Source organism: Massilia sp. METH4 (assembly GCF_037094685.1).
Lineage (GTDB): Bacteria > Pseudomonadota > Gammaproteobacteria > Burkholderiales > Burkholderiaceae_D > Rugamonas.
This window is the reverse complement of sequence record NZ_CP146614.1, coordinates 1,867,177-1,888,835: the sequence shown is the minus strand read 5'-3', so window position 1 is coordinate 1,888,835 and position 21,659 is coordinate 1,867,177. Positions and strand designations below refer to the sequence as shown.

Below are 21,659 nucleotides of genomic sequence, written 5' to 3'. Positions count from 1 at the left end.
CCATGAATCCCGACTGTTTCGCCCTGCTCGATGACGCCGCGGCCGGCGGCCGCTCCCGGCTGCTGACGGACCACGTGCGCACGCTGCGCTGCGCCTCGTTCGACACATGGCCGGCGCTGCTCGCCGACATGGAAGCGGCGCTGGCGCAGGGTTACTACGCGGTGGTGCTGTGCAGTTACGAACTGGGGCACCACATCGTGGGCATTCCGCCACGCGATGCCGGCGTGCCGCTCGCCCGCGTGCTGCTGTTCCGGGACTGCGCGCACCTCGATGGCGAGGCGGTTGCGCGCTGGCTGGCCGAGCGCGCCGGCGACGGCGTGGCCGGCCTGGCCGACATCGGGCCGAACGTCACCGAAACGCAGTTCACGCAAGCCATCGGGCAGATCCGCGAATACATCGCGGCCGGCGACACCTACCAGGTCAACTATACGTACCGCCTGCGCTTCGACGCGTTCGGCGCGCCCTGCGCGCTGTACCAGCGGCTGCGCGCGCGCCAGCCGGTGCCGTATGGCGCCCTGGTGCTGGCCGACGACGGCACGGCGACCCTGTCGCTGTCGCCGGAGCTGTTCGTGCGACGCGATGGCGATATGCTGACGGCCCAGCCCATGAAGGGCACGGCACCGGCGGCGCTGCCCGGCCAGGTGGAAGACATCGACGCCGAAAACGCCAGGCGCGCCGCCGCCCTGGCGGCCGACCCGAAGAACCGGGCGGAAAACCTGATGATCGTCGACCTGCTGCGCAACGACATCGGCCGCGTGGCCGTCACCGGTTCCGTGAAAGTACCTGCCCTGTTCGAGGTGCGCCGCTACAGCGGCGTGTTGCAGATGACGTCGACCGTGCAGGCCCGGGTGCGGCCCGATGCCACGCTCGCCGACCTGTTCACCGCGCTCTACCCGTGCGGCTCGATCACCGGCGCGCCGAAGCGCCGCACGATGGAAATCATCGCCGAGCTGGAACCGGCGCCGCGCGGCCTGTACACGGGTGCGATCGGCTGGTTCGACCCGCCGCGGCCCGGCGCGCCCGGCGACTTCTGCCTGAACGTGCCGATCCGCACCCTGTCGCTGCAAGCGGAGGCGAACGGCGTGCGCCAGGGCGAGATGGGCGTGGGCGCCGGCATCGTGTACGACAGCGTGGCGGCCGACGAATACGCCGAATGCCGCTTGAAGGCGCGCTTCCTCACCGGGCTGTCGAACGATTTCGAGCTGTTCGAAACGATGTACGCCACGCGCGAACAGGGCGCGCGGCACGTGGAACGCCACCTGGCGCGGCTGGCGCGCTCGGCGCGCTATTTCGGCTTTCAGTGGGATGAGGCGGCGGCCAGGGCGTACATCGGCATGGCTTGTGAAGGGCTGCCCGATGGTGAACAGATGAGCACGCCGCACCGCTTGCGGCTGGCGATGAATGCGGCGGGCGGCTTCGCGGTGCAGACCGGCGTGCTGGCCCCGTTGCAGCAACCGGTGCGCGTGCTGCTGGCGGGCACGCCGACCGCCTCGACCGACCTGTTCCTGCGCCACAAGACCACGCTTCGGTCGGACTACGACGCGGCCTGGAAGGCGGCCGAGGCGCAGGGCGCGTTCGACCAGCTCCACTTCAACGAGCGGGGCGAACTCACCGAAGGTGGCCGCAGCAGCGTGTTCGTGCGCATCGGCGGCCGCTGGCTCACGCCCGCGCTGGCCTGCGGCCTGCTGCCGGGCGTGATGCGCGCGGTGGTGCTGGAAGCGTGGGCCGCCGCCGAAGCCGTCATCACGCGCGAGATGCTGGCGGGGGCCGAGGAAATCGTCGTCTGCAATGCACTGCGGGGCGCGCTGCGCGCTACCCTGTAATCCACGCTGCGGCCTCGGACGAAGCGTTGGCGCGCCGGGGCGCCTACAGTGCGGCTTTCACGACGGAGGCGCACGATGCTGCTGACTTATCTCGACACCCATCTGCTGGACGAAACCCGATTGCTGGCGGCGACAGGCCTCGATGCGGCGGCGCTGCACGCGCTGCAGGCGCGGCGCATGGTGCCGCAACCTTCCTACCGGGTACGGCTCGCGGTGCAATGCGAATCGTTCTTCGGGCCCCATGCGGAGGAAGCAACGCCGTGCTATTACGCGGTGGGCACGCCCGCCTGGATCGACGCCGTGCAGGCACTGGGCGGCGAGGACGAGGCTTACGCGCTGTTCGCGCGCCGCTACACGGCAAGGCTGCGCGCGCTCGACCCGGTCGCGCAGGCGGACTTCGCTGCCGAGTGGCGCAGCTTCCTCGATGGCACCTATGGCTTGTGCACGAAGTCCGGCCTGCCGGAAGAGATCGCCGCCAAGGAATGGGCCACCGCGCAAGTCGCGCGGCTGCTTGCGGAGGAAGAGCCCGACCGGGCCGCACTGGCCGGCGCCGTGGACCTGCTCGATGCCGCCAGCAGCCCGTTCGCACCGCACGAACGCGCACGCAGTTCGCGGCACCGGCTGGTGGATGCCGTGCGCGCCCGCTTCCGGCTACAGGGACACGAATGACTTGAATCCGCCCCAGAACATGCGCTTGCCGTCGAAGGGCATCGATTCGGGCGTGAAGGTGTTCGCCAGGCGGGGATCGTTCATCACCTTTTCATTGATCGCATCGCGCTCCTCGCGCGAGTTGTAGACGATCCAGGAGAAGAACACCGTTTCGTCCTCCTTCAATTGCACCGCCTGGGGAAAGGACGTCACTTCGCCCGGCTTCACGTCGTCGGCGATGCATTCGTGGAACTCGAGGGCGCCGTGTTCGCGCCAGACGGCGCCGGCCGTTTCGGCCAGCTTGCGATACGCTTCGATCTTGTCTTTCGGGACGGGTACGACGAAACCATCGACATAGGGCATGGTGGACTCCTCCTTTGAATTTTGGACAAGGAACAAGGGCCGGGGGCCGCCCAAGCAGCTTAGTCCGCGGAAGCGTCCGCAACAAGGAATGCTTTCCGGTAAGCACCCGGTGTCGTCGCGGCCAGCCGGCGGAAGTGGTGCCGCAGCGTTTCCTCGGACCCGAAGCCGGCCCGCTCCGCCACCTGGGCCATCGGCAGGGCCGATTCCAGCAATTCCTTCGCGAGCGCCACGCGTTCGCGCGTGAGCCACTCCACCGGCCCCATGCCGGTCGTCTCGCGGAACTGGCGCTGCAGCGTGCGGGGGCTCATCGCCGCCCGTTCGGCCATCGTGGCCACCGTGTGCGCCCTGGCGGGATGGCGCCGCAGCCACTCCATCAGCTTCGACAGGCGGCCAGCTTCGTCGGCCGGCATGGGCCGCGGCAGGAATTGCGCCTGCCCGCCCTCGCGGTGCGGCGCCACGACCAGGCGCTGGGCCACCATATTGCCGACGCGGGCACCGTAGTCGCGGCGCACCAGGTGCAGCAGCATGTCCAGCCCCGCGGCGGAACCGGCGGACGTGATCACCTGCCCGTTGTCGATGTACAGTGCGTCCGCTTCCACGGCGATGGCCGGGTGGCGCTCGGCCAGCCGCTGCGCGTAGCGCCAGTGCGTGGTGGCACGCTGGCCATCGAGCACGCCGGCCGCGGCCAGCACGAACACGCCGGAGCAGATCGAGCACAGGCGCGCGCCGCGCGCGTGGGCGGCGCGCAGCGCCTTCACCAGCGCGGGCGGCGGCGGCTCGTCGGCATCGCGCCAGCCGGGAATCACGATGGTGTCCGCGCGCCCCAGCAGGCCGGGCGCGTAGCGGGCCTGCACGGTGATGCCGCCCGCCGCGCGGATCGGCCCCCGTTCCACCGCGCACACGGCGAAGTCGTACCACTCCACGCCGAGCTCGGGCCGGTCGAGCGCGAACAGCTCGACCGTGCAGCCGAATTCGAAGGTGCACAGGCCGTCGTACGCGAGGGCGACGACGAGATGACGTTTACGGGAAACAGGGTGCATGGCGCAATCTTAACGCACATTGGCATCCGCGCCACTGCCCCGGCAAGGCCGCCGGGCCGACAATGAAGCCTCGTTCAACGCACTACAGGAGAGAATGATGTCGATCGTGACCGAAGTTGCCGCCGCCCCCGCCGCCGAGGCGCTGGCCCGTTTCGAGGATTCGCTGCGGTTCGAAACGGATTGCTGGGACGTGCACAGCGTGCTCGGCACGCCGCAGCAGGATTTCGTGCTGCTGGACGTGCGCGGCACCGAGAAATACGCCCAGGGCCACTTGCCGGGCGCCGTCGACCTGGCGCACCGCAAGATCATCGGCTCGAAGCTGGCCGAGTACCCGGCCGACACGCTGTTCGTCACCTATTGCGCCGGCCCGCACTGCAACGGCGCCACCCGCGCGGCGATCCGCATCGCCAGGCTGGGGCGGCCCGTGAAGATCATGCCGGGCGGGGTGACGGGGTGGCTGGATGAGGGATTCGAGCTGGTCCGCGCGTGATCAGGACGCCAGCGCCTTCTCGATCGCCCCCACCAGCTGCTTGTCCTGCGGCGTGACCTTGCTGGGGAAGTTCTCGATCACCTTGCCGTCGCGCCCGATCAGGTACTTGTGGAAGTTCCAGCCGGGCGCCTTGCCGGTGGCCTTGATCAGGTCGGCATACAGCGGGTTCGGCGCGCTGCCGGACACCACGGTCTTGGCGAACATGGGGAACTTCACGCCGTAGGTGTTGTAGCAGAGTTCGGCGATTTCCTTCGCGGTGCCCGGTTCCTGCTGGCCGAAGTCGTTCGACGGGAAGCCCAGTATCACCAGGCCCTTGCCGCCGTATTTGGCATGCAGCGCTTCCAGGCCTTCGTATTGCTTCGTGAAGCCGCAGTAGCTGGCCGTGTTCACCACGAGGACGACCTTGCCGGCATATTGGCACAGGTCTTGGGGAGCATCGTCCTGCAAGCGCTTGAAGGTGCGGTGCAGGATGGCGGGGCAGCTGGCGGCGCGTGCCGGCTGCGCCTGCGCCGTGGCGGGGGTCGCCTGGGCGGGCTGCTGCGCGAACGCCGCTGCCGCGCCCAGCAGGCCGAACGCGGAGACGGCCGCGAACCTGATCAGAGTAGTCATGTCGAATCCGGATGCGAAGATGGTGGAAAGGCATTGTATGCTGGTGGACGCCGGCTGTCCCGGCTTTTGGAAAGTCCAACGTATCGCGTACCTGTTTGATAGCGGTCGAGGCAGTACGCGGGTACCACCCGGGCATCGAGTCCATCCACGCTGGGAGTCAGTCATGAAAAGTCCCGCCCCCATCCGTTACGCCTTCATCCTCGCCACACTCGCGGCTGCCGCCAGCGCCGGCGCCCGGGTCGTGCCGCTGCCGGCCATGAAGACGGGCCAGCTGTCGGTCTCCGGCCTGTCCTCCGGCGCCTACATGGCCGTGCAGTTCGGCGTGGCGTATTCGGCCAGCGTGGTCGGCGCCGGCATCATCGCGGGCGGCCCCTACTCCTGCTCGCGCGGCAACCTGAGCAGGGCGATGATGGTCTGCAGCTGCACCACGGGCACGCCGTGGTGTGCCGTGTCGCCCGGCGGTACCAATGTGCCGGCGCTGGTGAGGCTGACGGGCACCCATGCGGAGCGTGGCCGCATCGATGCCACGTCGCACCTGGCCCGGCACCGCGTATGGCTGTTCTCGGGCCTGCTCGACAGCGTAGTGCCGATGGCGGTCATGAACGACCTGGAGGCGTACTACAGGCACTTCATCCCGCCGGAGAACATCAGCTACCGCAAGGATGTGCGGGCCGAGCACGCGATGCCGTCGGATAGCTTCGGCAACCACTGCGACCACCTGGGCGCGCCCTATATCAGCGATTGCGACGTCGACGGCGCCGGCGAACTGCTGCGCTGGATCTACGGGCCGCTGGCGCCGAAGGCAAGTGGCCCGGCTACCGGGCGGTTCGTGGAGTTCGACCAGGCCGAATTCCTGCCCAAGCCGACCGAGCACGGCATGGCGCCCACCGGCTGGCTGTACATCCCGCCGGCATGCGAAGGCGATGGCACCGGGTGCAAGCTGCACGTGGCCTTCCACGGCTGCAAGCAGACGTCGGCCCTCGTCAAGGAAGCCTGGGTGCGGCACGCCGGCTACAACGGCTGGGCGGACGCGAACCGGATCGTGGTGCTGTACCCGCAAGCTGCGCCGCTGGGGTACAAGAACCCGAATTCATGCTGGGATTGGTTCAACTACGATGACCCGGACTTCGCCGTGAAGTCCGGCCGCCAGATGCGGGCGGTAAAGCGCATGACGGAACGCCTGACGGTGGGCGGGAACCGCTGACACCTGCCCGGCGCCAGGCGCCGCCCAAAGGGCACCTCAGGTACTGACCAGTACGCCGCCGCTTACCTGGTTCCTGCCGCCATGCTTGGCGCGGTACAGCTGCGCGTCCGCCACCGCGATGAGCTCGTCCACTGACGGCTTGCCGGGCTGTTGGCGCACGGCGGTCGCCACGCCCAGGCTGGATGTCACGACCCGGCTGGCGGCCATCTGGTGAGGTATGGCGAGCGCTTGCAAGGCCACCCGTATGCGCTCGGCCACCGCCAGCGCGCCATCCCGATCGGTGTTGGGCAGGATGACGGCGAATTCTTCGCCACCGATGCGCGCCGCCAGGTCTCCCGCCCGGGTGACCTGGTCCGACAATACTTTCGCAACGCTCTGCAGGCAGCGGTCTCCCGCCTGGTGGCCATAATGATCGTTGAACTGCTTGAAGTAATCGAGATCCATCAGGATCAGGGAAATGGGCAGGTTCGCGCGGTCGGCGCGCTTCAGTTCCAGCAAGAGCTGCTCGTCGAAGCGGCGCCGGTTGGGCAGCTGGGTCAGCTTGTCCGTATGGGCCAGGGCATGCAAGTCGATATTGTGCTCTTGCAGGCGTTCGGAAAAGATGCGCAGTTTCTGGTCCAGCTGGTCCCTGATGACAATCTGCCTGATCAACCTTGTGGCGAACCAGCCGAAGATCACGCAGATGAGGAACGCGGCACTGCCGATGACGATGCTCGTCCTGGCCCAGTTGCTCAGCAGTTCTTGCCTGGTCTGGCCGACCGCGACGAGGAATGGCGCCGTGTCGAGCCGCCGATAGCTGTAGAGGCGCTCTATGCCATCGACCTTGGCAACGAGGAACGCCGACCCGGCGTTGGCCTTGCGCAGCTCGGCAAAAATATTGCCTTTCGAAAGATCCTGGCCGATCAGCTTCTCGTCGAAGGGCCGGCGGTAGACGACCGTTCCATTCGATTGCATGAGCAGGACAATGCCCGTGCGGCCGATGTTCAATTCGTCGTAGACGCGCTCGAAAAAGTTGATGCGCAGCGTGACCAGGGCCACGCCTGCGAAGCTGCCGTCGGCATGCTGGATGCGCCGGGATACGGGAATGATCCAGACCCCGGTCGACCGGCTTCGCATCGGGGCACCCACGTGCACTTCCCGGCCGGCGTGAGCGCGGTGGTACCTGAAATATTCCCGGTCGGCGTTATTCCCCCCGACAGGCTCGCTCAACGACGAGGCCAGCCAGGCACCGTCGGCGCCATACACGAACAGCCCATGCAGCTCAGGGGTCGCCCTTGCCAGTGCGGCCAGATGCCCATTCAGGCGGGCGAGCGATTTCGCGTCCGTCCGGTCGTTTTCCGCCCGCTCCGTGATATCGGCGAGCACCAGGCCCGCAGCCTTCATCGCCAGTTCGACCTGTATGCCGACCATGCGGGCGACATTCGTGGTAGCCACTTCGGTCTCGCGGATCTGCGTCTGCCGGGACGAGTAGATGAACCAGATGGCGACGGCGATGACGACCGTGCATGCAAACGCGGTGGACAGGAGAAGCAGCCGGATGACCGGCCGTTTCCTGGTACTCAGGCGCCCGACCAGGCTCTCCAGGGAGCCTGCCGTTGTGCTGGAAGATGCGGGCGGCGATTCGGGGTTCAGGCTCGCCATGGGTTTCGCTCACAAGACTGCTGGAGAATGAGTGCGCACGCCGCGCCGGCCGTCGCGCAGTGCGATCGGTTTTGACCGAGTGAGCTCAATCATAGCAGCGCACGGCGAAGAAAGTGTACCGCTCCCGCGGGCGGCCCCGGCCCGTGGCTGACGGCACACGCCCGCTCCCGGCTGCCGGATTGGAAGCCGCCGCGGAGGTACACGGCGCCAGGATCATCGTCAATGCCGTGCCCCGCCTTCGCATGCATGGGGCGATCTACTTCACCCTCACCTTCGCCAGCTTCGGATCCCCCGTTGGAAACGCGAGATTCATTGCCTGCATCGTCTCTGCCAGCAGCGATGCCACGGCCAGGTCTCGGTGCGGCTTCGAGTCGGCCGGCACGATGTACCAGGGGGCATGCGGCGCGTCCGTCTCCGCGATCGCCTTTGCGTAGGCGGCGTGGTAGTCGTCCCACCGTTCGCGGTGCTTCAAGTCTTCCGGATCGAATTTCCAGTGCTTGTCGGGATCGTCGATGCGCGCTTGCAGCCGGCGCCGCTGCTCCTCCTTCGAAATGTGCAGGAACACCTTGACGATGGTGGTGCCCGATTCGGCCAGCATGCGCTCGAAGTCGCGGATCTGCGCATAGCGGCGGCCCGTGTCGGCGCCGTCGATCTTGTCGTAGACGACCGGGTGCAGCACGTCTTCGTAATGGCTGCGGTTGAACACGGCGATCTCGCCCTTGCGCGGTACCGCGATGTGTACGCGCCACAGGAAGTCGCGCGCCGTCTCCGCCACCGTCGGCACGTCGAAGCGCACCGGCCGCAAGCCCATCGGGTTGATCTTGCGGAACAGCCGGTGCACCGTGCCGTCCTTGCCCGCGCAATCGACGCCCTGCAGCACGAGCAGCACCTTGCGCTCGCGTTCGGCGTACAGCTTTTCCTGCAGGAGGGCGATCTCCTTGTGCAGGGCCTTGCCCAGGCGCCGGTCCTGCCGCTCGTCGCCGCTGCACAGCGGCGTGAGCGCCGCGGCTTCGTCCACGAACTCCGGTTGATCCTTGACGCGAAACAGCTTGCAAGCCTTCATGCGTTCTCCCTGATGTGGTGAATCCGGGGCCTTGCCGTGCACTGTCAACGCAGAGTCGGGGCCGCGGTATTCAATCCCTTCGTCGGATCTATTCGACGGATCTCTGATTCGCCACGCCAGGATAACGCTGCGCGGCGACTTCGCGCAGCGTGGCCAGCATCGCTTCCGCGCCGGGCGACAGGCGGTGCTGCCTGCGGGTGACGATACCATACAGGTCCATCGTCATGCCCAGGTCGTACGGGAGAAGCGTGATCAGGCCCATGTCCAGGTAAGGCCGCACCAGTTCGGCCGGCAGCGCCGACACCATGCGGCTGCCGGCAAGCAGGTTGACGATGACCGGCAGCGCCATCGCTTCCACGGTATCGGTTGGCGGTTCCAGGCCGCGGGACAGGAACAGTGCCGTCAGGCGGTCGCGCAGCACCGAGCCGGCCGGGGGCACGATCCACGGTTCGGCGGCCAGGTCGGCCAGCGACAGGTCGGTGCGGCTGGCCAGCGGGTGGCCCGCGCCGGCGATGAGGCTGTGCGGCTCGTCGGTGACCGGTTCGAAATGCAGTTCGCCGGCGGCGTTGGTATCCTGCACGCGGCCGATCACGATATCGAGCTCGCCGGCCCGCAACTTATCGACCAGGAGCTTGCTCGTGTCGACCGTAACGGCGACCCGCACCCGCGCATGGCGCGTCTTCAGCAGCTTGATCGCATCGGGCAGCAGGCCGGCCGAAGGCGTGAGCACGGCGCCCACGTTCACCTTGCCCGACAGTCCCGCCAGCAGCTCCATCACTTCCTGGTGCGCGGCATCCATCTCGGCCAGCGCGGCACCGGCGCGGCGGATCAGCACTTCGCCATACCAGGTGGGCAGTACGCCGCGCGGCAGCCGTTCGAACAGCTGCACGTTCAGCGCGTGTTCCAGTTCGGCCAGCAGCTTGGAGGCGGCCGGCTGCGTGAGGTTGGCTGCCTGCGCGGCGTGCAGGATCGAGCCATGGCGGCCAAGTTCCACGAGCAGCACGAGCTGGCGCATCTTCAGGTGGGAGCGGACGAAGCGGTCGGAAAGGATGTCGTGCATGCAGGGTGACGCGATCGAAACAACTGAAGATCAACTAAGCGGGGACAGTCCCCACGCAGGGGAGGTTCCCGGTGCGTCAGCCATGATAGGCCGCTACCCTGGTCCAGTCAATCGAAGCGGCGTGCGGCAGGGGCCGCACGCCGTCGACCATTACAGGTTCGCCTGCAGGCTCAGGCCGAAGCGGCGGTCGTCCGCATAGCGGCCGAACTGCGTGCCGGTCACGCCGTAGTAGCTGCTGCGCGACTTGCGGGTCAGGTTGCTGACCTCGAACGCCACCTTCAGGTTCTTCGTCAGCTGGTAGCTCGCATACGCATCCACCAGGCCGTAGCCGTTCATCCAGGCCGTCGTCTGCGCCATCGTGGCACCGTTGTTGACGTAGTAGTTCTCGGTGCCGGCCAGGTACTTGCCGCGGTAGTTGTACGCCAGGCGCAGGGCGATGTCGTTCCAGTCATACATGCCGACGATGTTGGCGCTCTGCTTCGACAGGTTTTCCAGCGCCGTTTCCTGGCCGCCGAGGGGGCCCGGCGCCTTGCTGTCCACGTACGTGAAGTTCGCCTGCAGGCCCAGGCCTTTCCACATGCCCGGCAGGCTGGTGAAGAAGCCCTGATAGCCGATTTCCAGGCCCTTGATCGTGCCATCGTTGCCGTTCGACGGGGTGCGCACGGCATACTTGGTGTCGCCGTACTGGATACTGTTCGTCGCGTTCTTGATGAAGCCGTCGACTTTCTTGAAGAACGCAGCGGCAAACACATAGTCGCTCTGGCTCAGGTAGTACTCCAGCGTAGTGTCGAACTGGCGTGCCGACAGCGGCTGCAGATCGGGGTTGCCGACGAAGCCCGTGCGGTTGTTCGCATCCAGCGACAGGCTCGGGGTCAACTGGTCGAAGTTCGGGCGCGTCACCACCTTCGACGCGGCCACGCGGGCGATCAGCTTGTCGGTCAGTTCCATGCGCGCGTTCACGCTCGGCAGGAAATCGTCGTCGGTGGTGGACGCCTGGCGCGCCACGTAGCCACCGCTCTGCAGCTCCTGCCACTGGCGCTCGGTTTTCGTGCGCACATAGCGCACGCCGAAGTTGCCGGTTACCGTCTTGCCCAGCAGTTCCGATTCGAAGTCCGCCATGCCGTACAGTGCTTGCGTCTTTTCCTTGAAGTCGAAGGTCTGCGCCGCGTCGAAGCCCGGGACGGTCAGGCCAAGTGCGGAGCGCACGGTCTGCGGGTCGCGCAGCCAGTCCAGGTTGGCGATGGACAGCCACTGCTTCGGGATCGTGCCGGCGCCCTCGCGGTGCAGCAGGTCGCTATAGGGAATCGTGCCGATCTGGCTTGCCAGGCCCGGCAACGCGCCGCCCACGGCGCCGGTGCCGGCGGCGTTCCAGATGTCATGGATCGTGTTGATTTCGGAGCTGCCGGCCTTGCGGTCGGACAGGCGTACGCCGGCCTTGATGCGCGGGATCAGGTCGCTGTCCAGGCTGCGTTCCACGTCGCCTCGCCATACCGTTTCGCGGCCGTCGTTCTTCTGGCGGAAGTACAGCGCCTTGCTGGCCCAGTACTGCGACGGCGTCACCAGGTCGTTCGGGTTCGCCAATTCCGGATACGCAGATGGCAGGGGCGTCGTCAGGTCGTACGTGAACGCCGGATTGGTGGAGCCCATGCCCAGGCGCACTTCCTGGTACAGGCGCTGGTAATCGCTCTTCGTGTAGCCCAATTCGGATTTCACGGTCCAGCCGTTGGCGCGCCACGAACCGCCCAGCGCGAGCTGGCGCGTCTTCGTGTCGTTGTCGCCGATGAAGCCCGACGTGGTCACTTCCGCGCCGTAGAACGTGCCCTTGGTGACGTTGCCGTTCTCGGTAGCGACGCTGCCGCGCGGCCACATGGCGCCTGCATTCGTCTCGGCCGACCAGTTCGGCCAGTATGGCGTGCCGTAGAGGCCATAGGTGTCGGTGGCCGTTTCCAGCTTCGTGTAGTTCGCGTCCAGGTACAGCTCCACGCCGCGGGTCGGTCGCCATTGCAGCGACGCGTTCACGCCGGTGCGTTCGCGCTCGCCGTGTTCATACGAGTACCAGGCGCCGATCGGGGCATAGACGCCAGAGCCGTCGGCCAGCTGGGCCGGGGGGTCCAGCTCCTGCATGTCCGACCGGTAGTCGCGCTTCTGGTGGGCGATGCTGACGAGGGCGCCGAACTCCTGGCCGTTCACTTTCCAGCGGTTCGAGACGAGGATCGAGCCTTCGCCGTTGCGCTTGTCCGCGTAGTCGGCATCGGTCACCTTGACGGTGCCGGCCACTTTCGAACCGGCGAAATCGAACGGCCGGCGCATGCGCAGGTCGATCACGCCGCCGATACCGCCTTCGACCTGTTCGGCCGTGGGGCTCTTGTACACGTCGGCGCCGGCCAGCAGTTCGGACGGCACATCCTGGAACGACAGGCCGCGTTCCTTGCCGGCCGTGAAGATCGAACGGCCGTTGACCAGGGTTTGCGTCTGCGACAGGCCGCGGATCTGCACCTTGTCGCCTTCGCCGCGGCTGCGCGAGATCTGCACGCCGGTGATGCGCTGCAGCGCCTCGGCCACGTTCGAGTCGGGCAGCTTGCCGATATCGTCGGCCACGATCGAATCGACCACCTGGCCGGCGTTCTTTTTCAGGTCCTGCGCCTTTTGCAGGCTGGCGCGCATGCCGGTCACGACGACCTGCTGCGGCTCGGCCGCGGTAGTTTCAGTGGTCTGGGCCATGGCCGGCATCGCGCAGATGGCCGCGGCGATGGCGATCGCGTGGCGGCGACCGGGTTGCTTGGTGAAGTACATGCTTTCTCCGAGGTTGTGAATTTTTTATGGTGTGACGGTGAGCTTGTACACGGGTACCAGGCTTACCTTGTTCAGGCGCGCGATCTGCGCCTCCTTGCCGAATTCGGGGCGTGCTTCCTTGGGTATATAGACGGGGGCGTCGGCGCGCAGCGGCAACACCGCCAGCGTCAGTTCCTTTTCCACCGCCAGCGCTTTCAGCCCCGCCTGCCAGCCGTAGCCGCTGTAGTACCAGTCGTCCGCCAGCCGGGTGCCGTCGAACAGGCGGCCGATATCGCCGGTGAAGTCGATCTGCAGCAGGACATCGTCGAGATGCTGGAGCGCGTCGACGTTCTTCAGGGCCGCGCGCGGCACGTTGATGCGCCAGGTGGCGGCATTTCGCCAGGCTTCGGGGATCGGCTGGATGGCAGCCTTGGCCAGGCCGCCCTTCACCACCGGCGGGACGGCGCGCGCTTCGCGCAGCGGCGTGGCGGTTGCAGCCCGTCGAACGGCCGGCAGCGTGGCTTCATAGGCCTGGAACACGCCGTCGCTTCCCTGCGCGCGCAGCGCGTGAGACGCTTTCGGTGCCTTGCCCAGCGCCGGGTAGACGGCAAAGCGCATCGCGTTGTTGTCCACGGAACGCAGGTGCAGCCTGCCGCCTTCGAACCAGGCCTGCTGGCCGCTCAGCACCAGGCGGCGCTGGCCGGCCAGCTCGCCGATCGCCAGCTGGCGCGCCTGTTCGGCCGACAGCACCAGCACGTGCACGGGTTTCGCGCCGGCGCGGCGGATCGTCAATGCCCGCGCGGTGCCGGGCACGATGCCGTCGATGACGGTGGCGCCGTTCTCCGTGGCGCGCCGGCCAGTCGTCTCGACCGTAGCGCTACCAGCCTCGACCGCCAGCTCGACGGGGATGCCCTTGGCCGCGGCGAACACATAGGTGATGCCATCGGCGCCGCCATCGAGGCGCGCCACCGGCTGCGCCGTCGCGTAGCGCAGCCGCGCGCCATCGAGGTCGAAATTCACCGGCCAGATCGCGTAGGCACCGTCTGGCACCTCGACCGCGCCGCGCGGGAATTGCACGGTGCCGCCGGCCAGCTTCACGCTCAATTGCAGCGACTGCACGGGCATCGGGTACTGGCGCACGTGGTTGTTGACGAACACGAAGGCACTGTCGCCGCTGCTGCGCACGGCCACGCGGGGCGTGCGCAGGTCCTTGGGGTCCGCCGGGGTCACGTCCGGTTTGCGCACCGTCATCGGCGCGAGGCGGTTGCCGAAATCGGCGATGAAATGGTGGAACGGGCGCAGGTAGCCGAGCACCGGGCGCTCCTGGCCGTCCGGCCCCAGCGGCGCCTGGAAATCGTAGTTGATCGCCGGCGTATCGTTGTAGCCGCCGCTGATGCTGCTCTCTTCCAGCGTGGTGCCGCCCACCGGATTGCGGCCGCCATGGAACATGTAGTAGCCCATCAGGTTCACGCCGGAACCCAGCTGCACGGGAAGCATCGCGGCGATATCGTCCGGCGACACCACCGGGCGGCGGCGGTACATGAACGGCAGGCCGGCGCCGTATTCGGCGCCCAGGAACGGGGTCTTGTCGATGTCCGATTCGGCGGTGCCGGGGCCGTGCGATTTCGTTTGCGCGCCCAGGTCGCCGGAGACGCGGCTGTCGAAGCGGAAGGCGTAGGTTTCCTTCGGCGGCAATTGGGTGGCCGACACGGCCCAGGGTTCATCGACGTAGCCGCCGAACACGGGCGTGACCTGGCCGGATGGATAGACGGCGCCATCCCAGCCGGTGACGGTGTAGTACGGTACGTCCATGCCCGCCTGCAGCGCCAGCTTCTTCAACGTAGCGATGTGCCCAGCGCCCTCGCCCGGGCCGTTCAGGTTGTACTCGTTTTCCAGTTGCAGGCCGATGACCGGGCCGCCATCCTTCCACAGGCTGCCCTTCAACTGGGCGCCGATCTCGCGGTAGAAGCGCGCCACGTGGCGCAGGTATTGCGGATCGTCGCCACGCGTGCGCATGCCATCGACGACCCAGTCGGGAATGCCGCCGTAGCGCACTTCGGCGTGCACCCATGGTCCCACGCGCACCACGGCTTTCAGCCCCAGCTTGCCGCACAACTGGATAAAGCGGCGCAGGTCGCGGTTGCCCCGCCAGTCGAACGCGCCATCCTTCGGTTCGTGGTGGTTCCAGATCACATACGAGGCGACAACGGTGATGCCGGCCGCCTTCATCTTCGCCAGTTCCGCTTCCCAGGTGGATGCAGGGCTGCGCGAGTAGTGGAACTCGCCCATCACGGGCATCCACGGCTGGCCATCTTGCGTGAGATAGCGGTTGTTCGCGCCCAGCACGCTGCCCTTCGGCGTCGTCGCGGCGCCCAGTTGCAGGTGCCCCGTCGCGGGTGCGGTGGCCGGCGCGGCGGCGTCCACGCCGACGACTTGCGCGGCCTGTGCGTTCAGTGCGTTCGTCAGGGCGAATGCGGCTGCCAGCGCCAGGGCGGGCCGCTTCGATTGATTACTCATTCCATCTCCATTATTCGGTCCGGCTGTGATCGCCGGTTGTCTTCGGGGCTGCGAGGCGCTTACTTCCAGGCGTTCACGAAGGCGGCTGCATGGGCGGCGACGGTGGCGGCATCCATGCCGGGCTGGTACAGCGCCGAGCCAAGACCGAAGCCGGCCACGCCGGCGGCGCGAAAGTCTGCCATATTGACGGGCGTGATGCCACCCACGGGCAGCAATTTGACCTCTTTCGGCAGTACCGCGCGCATGGCCCGCACCACCGCGGGGGTGATCAGTTCGGCCGGGAACAGCTTCAATGCATCGGCGCCCGCCTTGAGCGCGGCGAACGCTTCGGTGGGCGTGGCCACGCCCGGCACGCAGTACATGCCGGCCGCCTTCGCGGCGCGGATCACGTCCACGTCCGCATGCGGCATCACGATCAGGCTGCCGCCCGCATCGCGCACGCGCGCCACCGCGCCGGTTTCCAGCACGGTGCCGGCACCCAGCACCGCATCGGCCGGCAACGATCGGGCGAGCCGGGCGATGGAGTCGAACGGCTCGGGAGAGTTCAGCGGCACTTCGATCAGGCGGAAACCGGCGGCATACAGGGCCGCGCCGATGTCCTCGGCTTCTTCAGGCCGCAGGCCGCGCAGGATCGCCACCAGCGGCAGGTGTTCAAAGGCGGTGTCGAGAATGGTCATCGCTTCTCCAAGGGCAGCAGGCCGGCTTCGCGCGCCAGCGCGAAAAGGCCTGCGGGTGCCGTGTTATCCAGGACGAGGTCGGCCGGCCGCCCGAACCTGTGCAGCGCCACCTGGTAACGGGCGCACAGCTGGGGCGCGCCCACCAGCGCCAGTGGCCGCGAGCCCAGGCCCGCCATCGCGCGCCATTGCAGGCCGGCGCGCAATTCATGCCCGATCAGGAGGCCGGACAAGTAATCGGCCAGCATCTCGTGCGGCAGCTTCCCGGTCACGCCCAGGCTGCGCGCGGCGAACATCTGGTGCGGCAAGCCCAGTTCGCCATGGTCGCGTGCCGCGTCGACACCCTGCACGAACGCATCAGGGTCGACGGGCGCATCTTCCGGCATCAGCCGGCCCAGCACCGAATGCTCGCGCAAGACTGCATACAGCTCGCCCGTCATATGGGTTGCGAAGCGCACGATGCGCTCGTCACAGACCTGCGCCCATTTCGAATGGGTGCCGGGCAGCACGATGCAGCTCGAGGTACGCAGCGTCTCGTGCAGGTGCAGCGCGCCGGCGACCTGCGTTTCCTCGCCGCGCATCACGTCCGGCGGCAGGCTGGTGTCGTCGAACAGCACGCCGGGTACGATGTGCGGACCACCATCGGGCCCGCGCAGGCCGGCCGCCAGCGCGGCCGCGCCGGCCGGGCAGCGCAGGTACGGCACGTCGAGCCAGCCGTGCGCGCTGCCCACCATGCCGCAGGCCAGCACGGGAAGATCGGCATGGGCAGTGCGCCACGCGCCGGCGACGTCGTCGAACGCCGCGAGGAAGGCGCCGTGGCCGGACAATGCCGACGCGCCCTTGTCCGCCTTGCGCTCGTCCAATACGATGCCTTCGGGCCCGATCAGCCAGGCGCGCAGGCTGGTACTGCCCCAGTCCAGGCCGATGAGCGAGGGAACGGCGCTCACCATTCGGCCACGCTGCCGTCCGGGTGGCGCCACACGGGGTTGCGCCAGTCCGGCGGATTCTGGCTCGCGGCCAGGATCCGTTCCTCGTCCACGATCACGCCCAGGCCCGGCTTGGGCAGCGGCGGGAAGTAGCCGTCCGTGATCTGGAAGTCTTCGCGGTTGACCACGTAGTCGAACAGTTCGGCGCCCTTGTTGTAGTGGATGCCCATGCTCTGCTCCTGCAGCACGGCGTTGTGGGACACGAAGTCCACCTGCAGGCAGGCGGCCAGCGCCACCGGGCCCAGCGGGCAATGGGGTGCGAGCGCCACGTCATAGGCCTCGGCCATCGCGGCGATCTTCACGCATTCCGTGATGCCGCCCGCATGCGACAGGTCGGGCTGCGCGATGGCGATGCCGCCGCGGTTGAACACGTGCTTGAACTCGAAGCGCGAGTACATGCGCTCGCCGGCCGCCAGCGGGATCGACGTGTGCTCGGCGAGGCGCGGATAGTATTCGGCCTGTTCGGCCAGCACCGGTTCCTCGACGAACAGGGGGCGGAACGGTTCCAGCTCGCGCAGCAGCACCTTCGCCATCGGTGCGGCCACGCGGCCGTGGAAGTCGATGCCGAATTCGATCGTGTTGCCGAACGCTTCGCGGATCTGGGCGATGCGGTTGACGGCCGCGTCGACCGCGGTAGCCGTGTCGACGATCCCCAGCTCCTCGGTACCGTTCATCTTGAACGTGTGGATGCCGATCTCGCGCAGCGTGAGAATGCCTTCGATGACGTCCGCCGGGCGGTCGCCTCCGACCCAGCTGTACATCTTCATCTTGTCGCGCACGCGGCCGCCCAGCAATTCATACACGGGCACGCCGAGTGCCTTGCCCTTGATATCCCACAGCGCCTGGTCGACGCCGGCGATGGCACTCATCATGATCGGCCCGCCGCGGTAGAAGCCGCCGCGATACATCACCTGCCACAGGTCGTTGATGCGCGCAGGATCCTGCCCGACCAGGTACTCGGCCAGCTCGTTGACGGCCGCCTCGACGGTGCGGGCACGCCCTTCGATCACCGGCTCGCCCCAGCCCGTAATGCCTTCATCGGTCTCGATCTTCAGGAACATCCAGCGGGGCGGTACGCGGTACAACGTCAGCTTCGTGATCTTCATGGCGGCCTGTCTCAAGGGAGTCGGGCAAGTGTAGCGTGGGTGGCAAAAGAAGAAATATTGATTATTCAGCGAAACATATATCAAATTCACATATCTTCGCCGTCGCGGGCCCTGCAAAATATCTATAAAAATCGCTTGCTATTTCATAGCGCACTATCTATACTGCGTTTCATGCACTGAAGACAAGGCGCCGGAATGATGAAACGGGGGCGCCAAGGCTTCACGACCAACCCAGATAAGTAGTACGCTATTTAAACGCTCACAATTTACTTAGGAGATCACCATGAAAGCCATCAAGACCATCGCCCTCGCCCTGTCGATCATCGGCACCGCATCCGCCATCGCCGCCCCGGCCGTGGAAACCAAGCCAACCGTGATCCTGGTGCACGGCGCCTTCGCCGATTCGACCAGCTGGAACGGCGTGGCCGCGAAACTGCGCGCCGACGGCTACACCGTGATCGGCGCCGCCAACCCGCTGCGCAGCGTAAAGGCCGATGCCGCCGCCGTGGCCTCGATCGTGAAAAGCGTGAAAGGCCCGGTCGTGCTGGTGGGCCATTCGTATGGCGGCTCGGTGATCTCCACCGCTGCATATGGCCAGTCGAACGTGAAGAGCCTGGTGTACGTAGCGGCCTTCGCCCTCGACCAGGGCGAAACGACGCTGGAACTCTCCGGCCGCTTCCCGGGCGGCACGCTGGGCAGCGCGCTGGCCGAACCGGTGGTCCTGCCCGATGGCGGCAAGGATCTCTATATCCGCCAGGACAAGTTCCACCAGCAATTCGCCGCGGACGTGCCGAAGGCCGAGGCCGAGCTGATGGCCGTGGCGCAGCGCCCGATCGCCGAAGCCGCACTGACCGAAGCGGCCGGCACCCCGGCGTGGAAGCAGTTGCCGTCGTACTTCGTCTACGGCACCGCCGACAAGAACGTTCCGGCCGCTGCTTTGCAATTCATGGCCGACCGTGCCCAGTCGCGCAAGACCGTGGCGATCCCCGGTGCCTCGCACGTGGTGATGACGTCGTACCCGGCCGAGGTGGCGAAGCTGATCGAAACCGCCGCCCAAGCCAAATAACTTAAGTCGCTCACTATCTAATAACTAGCAAAGGAATAATCATGAACACCGCCAGGAACGCCATCGTCACCGCCCTCCTCGCCATCACCGCCGCCAGTGCGGGCGCGGCCGCCCTCCCCGGCGTGGAACACCAGACCGCCGGCTTCTTGAAAGCGATCGAAGGCGGTAAGCCGATGGAACAGATGACGCCGCAGGAAGCGCGGGCCGTGCTGGTAGGTGCGCAAGCGGGATCGAAAGTGATCCTGCCGCCGGCGGAGGTGAGCGAGAAGACCGTCACGCTCGACGGCAAGCCGGTGAAGCTGACGATCGTGCGCCCGGCCGGCGCGAAGGGGCAGACGCCGGCGTTCATGTTCTTCCACGGCGGCGGCTGGGTGCTGGGCGACTACCCGACCCACGAGCGGCTGGTGCGCGACCTGGTGGCCGGTTCGGGCGCGACGGCGGTGTTCGTGAACTACACCCCCTCGCCGGAAGCGGGCTACGGGGTGGCGATCAACGAAGCGTACGCCGCCACCCGCTGGGTGGCCGCGCACGGCGCCGAGATCGGCGTGGACGGCAAGCGCCTGGCCGTGGCCGGCAACAGCGTGGGCGGCAATATGGCGGCCGTCGTCAGCCTGATGGCCAAGGACAGGGGTGGCCCCGCCCTGCGTGCCCAGGTGCTGCTGTGGCCCGTGACGGATGCGAACTTCGACACGCCGTCATACCGGCAGTATGCGGACGGCCACTTCCTGACGCGGAACATGATGCAGTGGTTCTGGGATAACTACACCCGCGATGCCGCGGCCCGCAAGGAGATCTACGCGTCGCCACTGCAGGCGAGTACGCAGCAGCTGAAAGGCTTGCCGCCCACCCTGATCCAGACCGCCGAGTTCGACGTGCTGCGCGATGAAGGCGAAGCGTATGGCCGCAAGCTCGATGCGGCCGGCGTGACCGTGAAATCGGTGCGCTACAACGGCATGATCCACGACTTCGGGCTGCTCAACGCGCTGGCCGACGTGCCGGCCGTGCGCGGGGCGATGGAGCAGGCGGCGGGCGAGTTGAAGTTGCGGCTGAAGTAAGCGCTCCTGCGGAGCCGTTTCGTGGGCGGTTTCACGCGGTAACGTCGGGCACCTCGATGAGGTGCCCGTTCTGTTTTTCGGCGGCCGAGCGCTTGCATCTTGTCCTTGTTCTGCACATGCGACCTCGTCTAGGAAAGCGCTGATTTAGAGCGCCTAACAAAACCCCCATGGCTGCGTTGCAGCGTCTCGCCGTACAGGTGTACTGTCTTCGACGCCGCGCCTTGCCCTGCGGGTTTTGTTAGGCGCTCTTATTGCTGGTGGATGAGATTGGTCCTGAAAACGTGTCCAGCAAGACGCAAATGGTCCGTCATACCGAGGTATGGCGGGCCATTTGTGCCGCAGCTGGGCGCGTTTTCTCAGGGCCAAGTTCGCCGCCATGAATAAATCAGCGCTTCCCTAGAGGGTACTCTCCTTGCCAAACCACCCCGCCATGCCCCAGCATGCCCCTTTTTGCCCGGGATTCCGATGAATCTGTGGTTCCGCCTGCTCTTCCTCCTCGTCTGCGCGCCCTTTCGCCCCAAACTGGCGGCGCCGCATGGCGTATCGCGCCTGAACTTCCGCGTCTGGTTCCATGACCTCGATACGAACGGCCATGTGAACAACGGCCGCTACTGGACGCTGTTCGACCTGGGCCGTACCGACATCATGATCCGCATGGGCCTGTTGGGCGCCGTGTTGAAGAACAAGTGGACGCCGATCGTGGGAGGTGGCGCGATCCGCTTCCGGCGCGAGCTGCGCCTGTTCCAGGCCTTCGTGCTGGAGACCCGGCTGGTGGCGTGGACGGAAAACCGCGTGGTGTTCGAACAGCGCATCCTGGCGGACGGCGATGTGGTGGCGACGCGGGCGCTGGTGCTGGCCGGGCTGTACGATCGCAAGCGCCGCGGCTTCGTGCCCATCGAGACGATCTTCGGCAGCGTGGGCGTGACAGGCGTGCAGTCGCCGCCCATCGATGCCGCCGTGCAGGCGATGCTGGACCTGGATATAGCGATGAAGCTGAACGCGGATTAAGATGCGGGCCTGGCACGCGGCGCGGGGCTCAACCCGATCGTCAGCATGCCGCCGCCATCCTCGCGATACCCGAGCCGCTCGAACATGCGCCGCGCCCGCGCATTCTCCACGACGACATCCGCGAGCAGCCCGTTGAAGCGCAGCACCCCGTCGGCATAGCCCGTCAGCGCGCCGAGCGCGTCTGCCATGTGGCCTTGCCCCCACGCCGAGCGCCGCAGCAGGCACCCCACCTGCGCCGTGCGGGACGCCGCATCGAAGCTGTGCAGGCCACAAGTGCCGATCGGCTCTCCGCCATCGGCCGGCACGATCGCCCACTCCAGCGATTCGCCGCTGGCCAGCAGGCGGCGCACGCTGGCCAGCATGATCCCGACCGTGGACAGGTCGGGGAACGGATCTTCATCGGTGTGGCGCATGACGAGCGGGTCGCCGTAGATCGCGAACAGGGCCGGCGCGTCGTGTTCGTCCATCGGCCTCAGCGTCACGCGCTCGCCGCGCAGGACCGGCAATACGGAAGGAAGCCACAGGTCGGTCATG

19 protein-coding genes are annotated in these 21,659 nt (G+C 67.0%); 7 read left to right on the top strand and 12 right to left on the bottom strand.

Annotation, left to right across the window (positions count from 1 at the left end):
* The first annotated feature begins 2 nt into the window (after positions 1-2).
* The gene (gene pabB, locus V6Z91_RS08425; RefSeq protein ID WP_338769121.1) at positions 3-1,823 is read left to right on the top strand and encodes an aminodeoxychorismate synthase component I; all 1,821 of its coding nucleotides are present in this window, start codon (positions 3-5) and stop codon (positions 1,821-1,823) included.
* Between the two features lie 75 nt (positions 1,824-1,898).
* On the top strand, positions 1,899-2,492 hold the full coding sequence (locus V6Z91_RS08420) for a DUF6058 family natural product biosynthesis protein (protein ID WP_338769119.1): 594 nt from the start codon (positions 1,899-1,901) through the stop codon (positions 2,490-2,492).
* On the opposite strand, the gene V6Z91_RS08415 is transcribed toward V6Z91_RS08420, so the two are convergent.
* Together V6Z91_RS08415 and ftrA are read right to left on the bottom strand one after the other, a co-directional pair.
* Positions 2,475-2,834, bottom strand: a complete 360-nt coding sequence (locus tag V6Z91_RS08415; RefSeq protein ID WP_338769116.1) for a DUF1428 domain-containing protein — start codon at positions 2,832-2,834, stop codon at positions 2,475-2,477. The two genes, V6Z91_RS08420 and V6Z91_RS08415, sit on opposite strands and share 18 nt — an antisense overlap.
* Before the next feature lie 59 nt (positions 2,835-2,893).
* The gene (ftrA, locus tag V6Z91_RS08410) at positions 2,894-3,874 is read right to left on the bottom strand and encodes a transcriptional regulator FtrA (protein ID WP_338769113.1); all 981 of its coding nucleotides are present in this window, start codon (positions 3,872-3,874) and stop codon (positions 2,894-2,896) included.
* Between the two features lie 97 nt (positions 3,875-3,971).
* Here ftrA and V6Z91_RS08405 point away from each other — a divergent pair, with 97 nt between their 5' ends.
* On the top strand, positions 3,972-4,364 hold the full coding sequence (locus V6Z91_RS08405; protein WP_338771769.1) for a rhodanese-like domain-containing protein: 393 nt from the start codon (positions 3,972-3,974) through the stop codon (positions 4,362-4,364).
* On the opposite strand, the gene V6Z91_RS08400 is transcribed toward V6Z91_RS08405, so the two are convergent.
* On the bottom strand, positions 4,365-4,973 hold the full coding sequence (locus tag V6Z91_RS08400; RefSeq protein WP_338769111.1) for a glutathione peroxidase: 609 nt from the start codon (positions 4,971-4,973) through the stop codon (positions 4,365-4,367).
* Positions 4,974-5,136: 163 nt separating this feature from the next.
* Here V6Z91_RS08400 and V6Z91_RS08395 point away from each other — a divergent pair, with 163 nt between their 5' ends.
* Positions 5,137-6,177 (top strand): PHB depolymerase family esterase, encoded by a 1,041-nt coding sequence (locus V6Z91_RS08395; RefSeq protein ID WP_338769108.1) that lies wholly within the window; start codon positions 5,137-5,139, stop codon positions 6,175-6,177.
* 36 nt (positions 6,178-6,213) lie between these two features.
* Here the strand turns inward: V6Z91_RS08395 and V6Z91_RS08390 are convergent, their stop codons facing one another.
* The 8 genes from V6Z91_RS08390 to dgoD all read right to left on the bottom strand — a co-directional run bounded on the left by V6Z91_RS08390 (position 6,214) and on the right by dgoD (position 17,996).
* Positions 6,214-7,818 carry a sensor domain-containing diguanylate cyclase gene (locus tag V6Z91_RS08390; protein WP_338769105.1) on the bottom strand — a complete coding sequence of 535 codons (1,605 nt, stop codon included), beginning with the start codon at positions 7,816-7,818 and terminating at the stop codon, positions 6,214-6,216.
* A 256-nt stretch (positions 7,819-8,074) separates the two neighbouring features.
* Positions 8,075-8,881: a PPK2 family polyphosphate kinase gene (locus V6Z91_RS08385; RefSeq protein WP_338769102.1), complete on the bottom strand. Its 807-nt coding sequence runs from the start codon at positions 8,879-8,881 to the stop codon at positions 8,075-8,077.
* Between the two features lie 88 nt (positions 8,882-8,969).
* Complete coding sequence (locus V6Z91_RS08380; protein ID WP_338769099.1) at positions 8,970-9,941, bottom strand: LysR substrate-binding domain-containing protein; 972 nt, start codon at positions 9,939-9,941, stop codon at positions 8,970-8,972.
* Positions 9,942-10,091: 150 nt separating this feature from the next.
* On the bottom strand, positions 10,092-12,734 hold the full coding sequence (locus V6Z91_RS08375) for a TonB-dependent receptor (protein WP_338769097.1): 2,643 nt from the start codon (positions 12,732-12,734) through the stop codon (positions 10,092-10,094).
* A 24-nt stretch (positions 12,735-12,758) separates the two neighbouring features.
* Entirely contained in the window at positions 12,759-15,230 is a 2,472-nt protein-coding gene (locus V6Z91_RS08370) for a beta-galactosidase (protein ID WP_338769095.1), read from the bottom strand.
* Between the two features lie 59 nt (positions 15,231-15,289).
* Positions 15,290-15,907, bottom strand: a complete 618-nt coding sequence (locus tag V6Z91_RS08365) for a 2-dehydro-3-deoxy-6-phosphogalactonate aldolase (RefSeq protein WP_338769092.1) — start codon at positions 15,905-15,907, stop codon at positions 15,290-15,292.
* Positions 15,904-16,854 carry a 2-dehydro-3-deoxygalactonokinase gene (locus tag V6Z91_RS08360; RefSeq protein WP_338769089.1) on the bottom strand — a complete coding sequence of 317 codons (951 nt, stop codon included), beginning with the start codon at positions 16,852-16,854 and terminating at the stop codon, positions 15,904-15,906. Before V6Z91_RS08360 ends, V6Z91_RS08365 begins: the two co-directional genes overlap by 4 nt.
* A complete protein-coding gene (gene dgoD / locus V6Z91_RS08355; protein ID WP_338769086.1) occupies positions 16,848-17,996 on the bottom strand; it encodes a galactonate dehydratase in 1,149 nt (382 codons plus the stop codon). The genes V6Z91_RS08360 and dgoD overlap by 7 nt, the downstream gene beginning before the upstream one ends.
* Before the next feature lie 283 nt (positions 17,997-18,279).
* Between dgoD and V6Z91_RS08350 the strand changes: the two genes are divergently transcribed.
* From V6Z91_RS08350 to V6Z91_RS08340, 3 genes are all read left to right on the top strand, one after another.
* Positions 18,280-19,062 carry an alpha/beta hydrolase gene (locus tag V6Z91_RS08350; protein WP_338769083.1) on the top strand — a complete coding sequence of 261 codons (783 nt, stop codon included), beginning with the start codon at positions 18,280-18,282 and terminating at the stop codon, positions 19,060-19,062.
* 41 nt (positions 19,063-19,103) lie between these two features.
* Positions 19,104-20,117 (top strand): alpha/beta hydrolase, encoded by a 1,014-nt coding sequence (locus V6Z91_RS08345; RefSeq protein WP_338769080.1) that lies wholly within the window; start codon positions 19,104-19,106, stop codon positions 20,115-20,117.
* Positions 20,118-20,582: 465 nt separating this feature from the next.
* Complete coding sequence (locus V6Z91_RS08340) at positions 20,583-21,125, top strand: acyl-CoA thioesterase (protein WP_338769077.1); 543 nt, start codon at positions 20,583-20,585, stop codon at positions 21,123-21,125.
* On the opposite strand, the gene V6Z91_RS08335 is transcribed toward V6Z91_RS08340, so the two are convergent.
* Positions 21,122-21,658, bottom strand: coding sequence for a GNAT family N-acetyltransferase (locus V6Z91_RS08335; RefSeq protein WP_338769074.1), 537 nt, complete (start codon positions 21,656-21,658; stop codon positions 21,122-21,124). The two genes, V6Z91_RS08340 and V6Z91_RS08335, sit on opposite strands and share 4 nt — an antisense overlap.
* Position 21,659 lies beyond the last annotated feature (1 nt).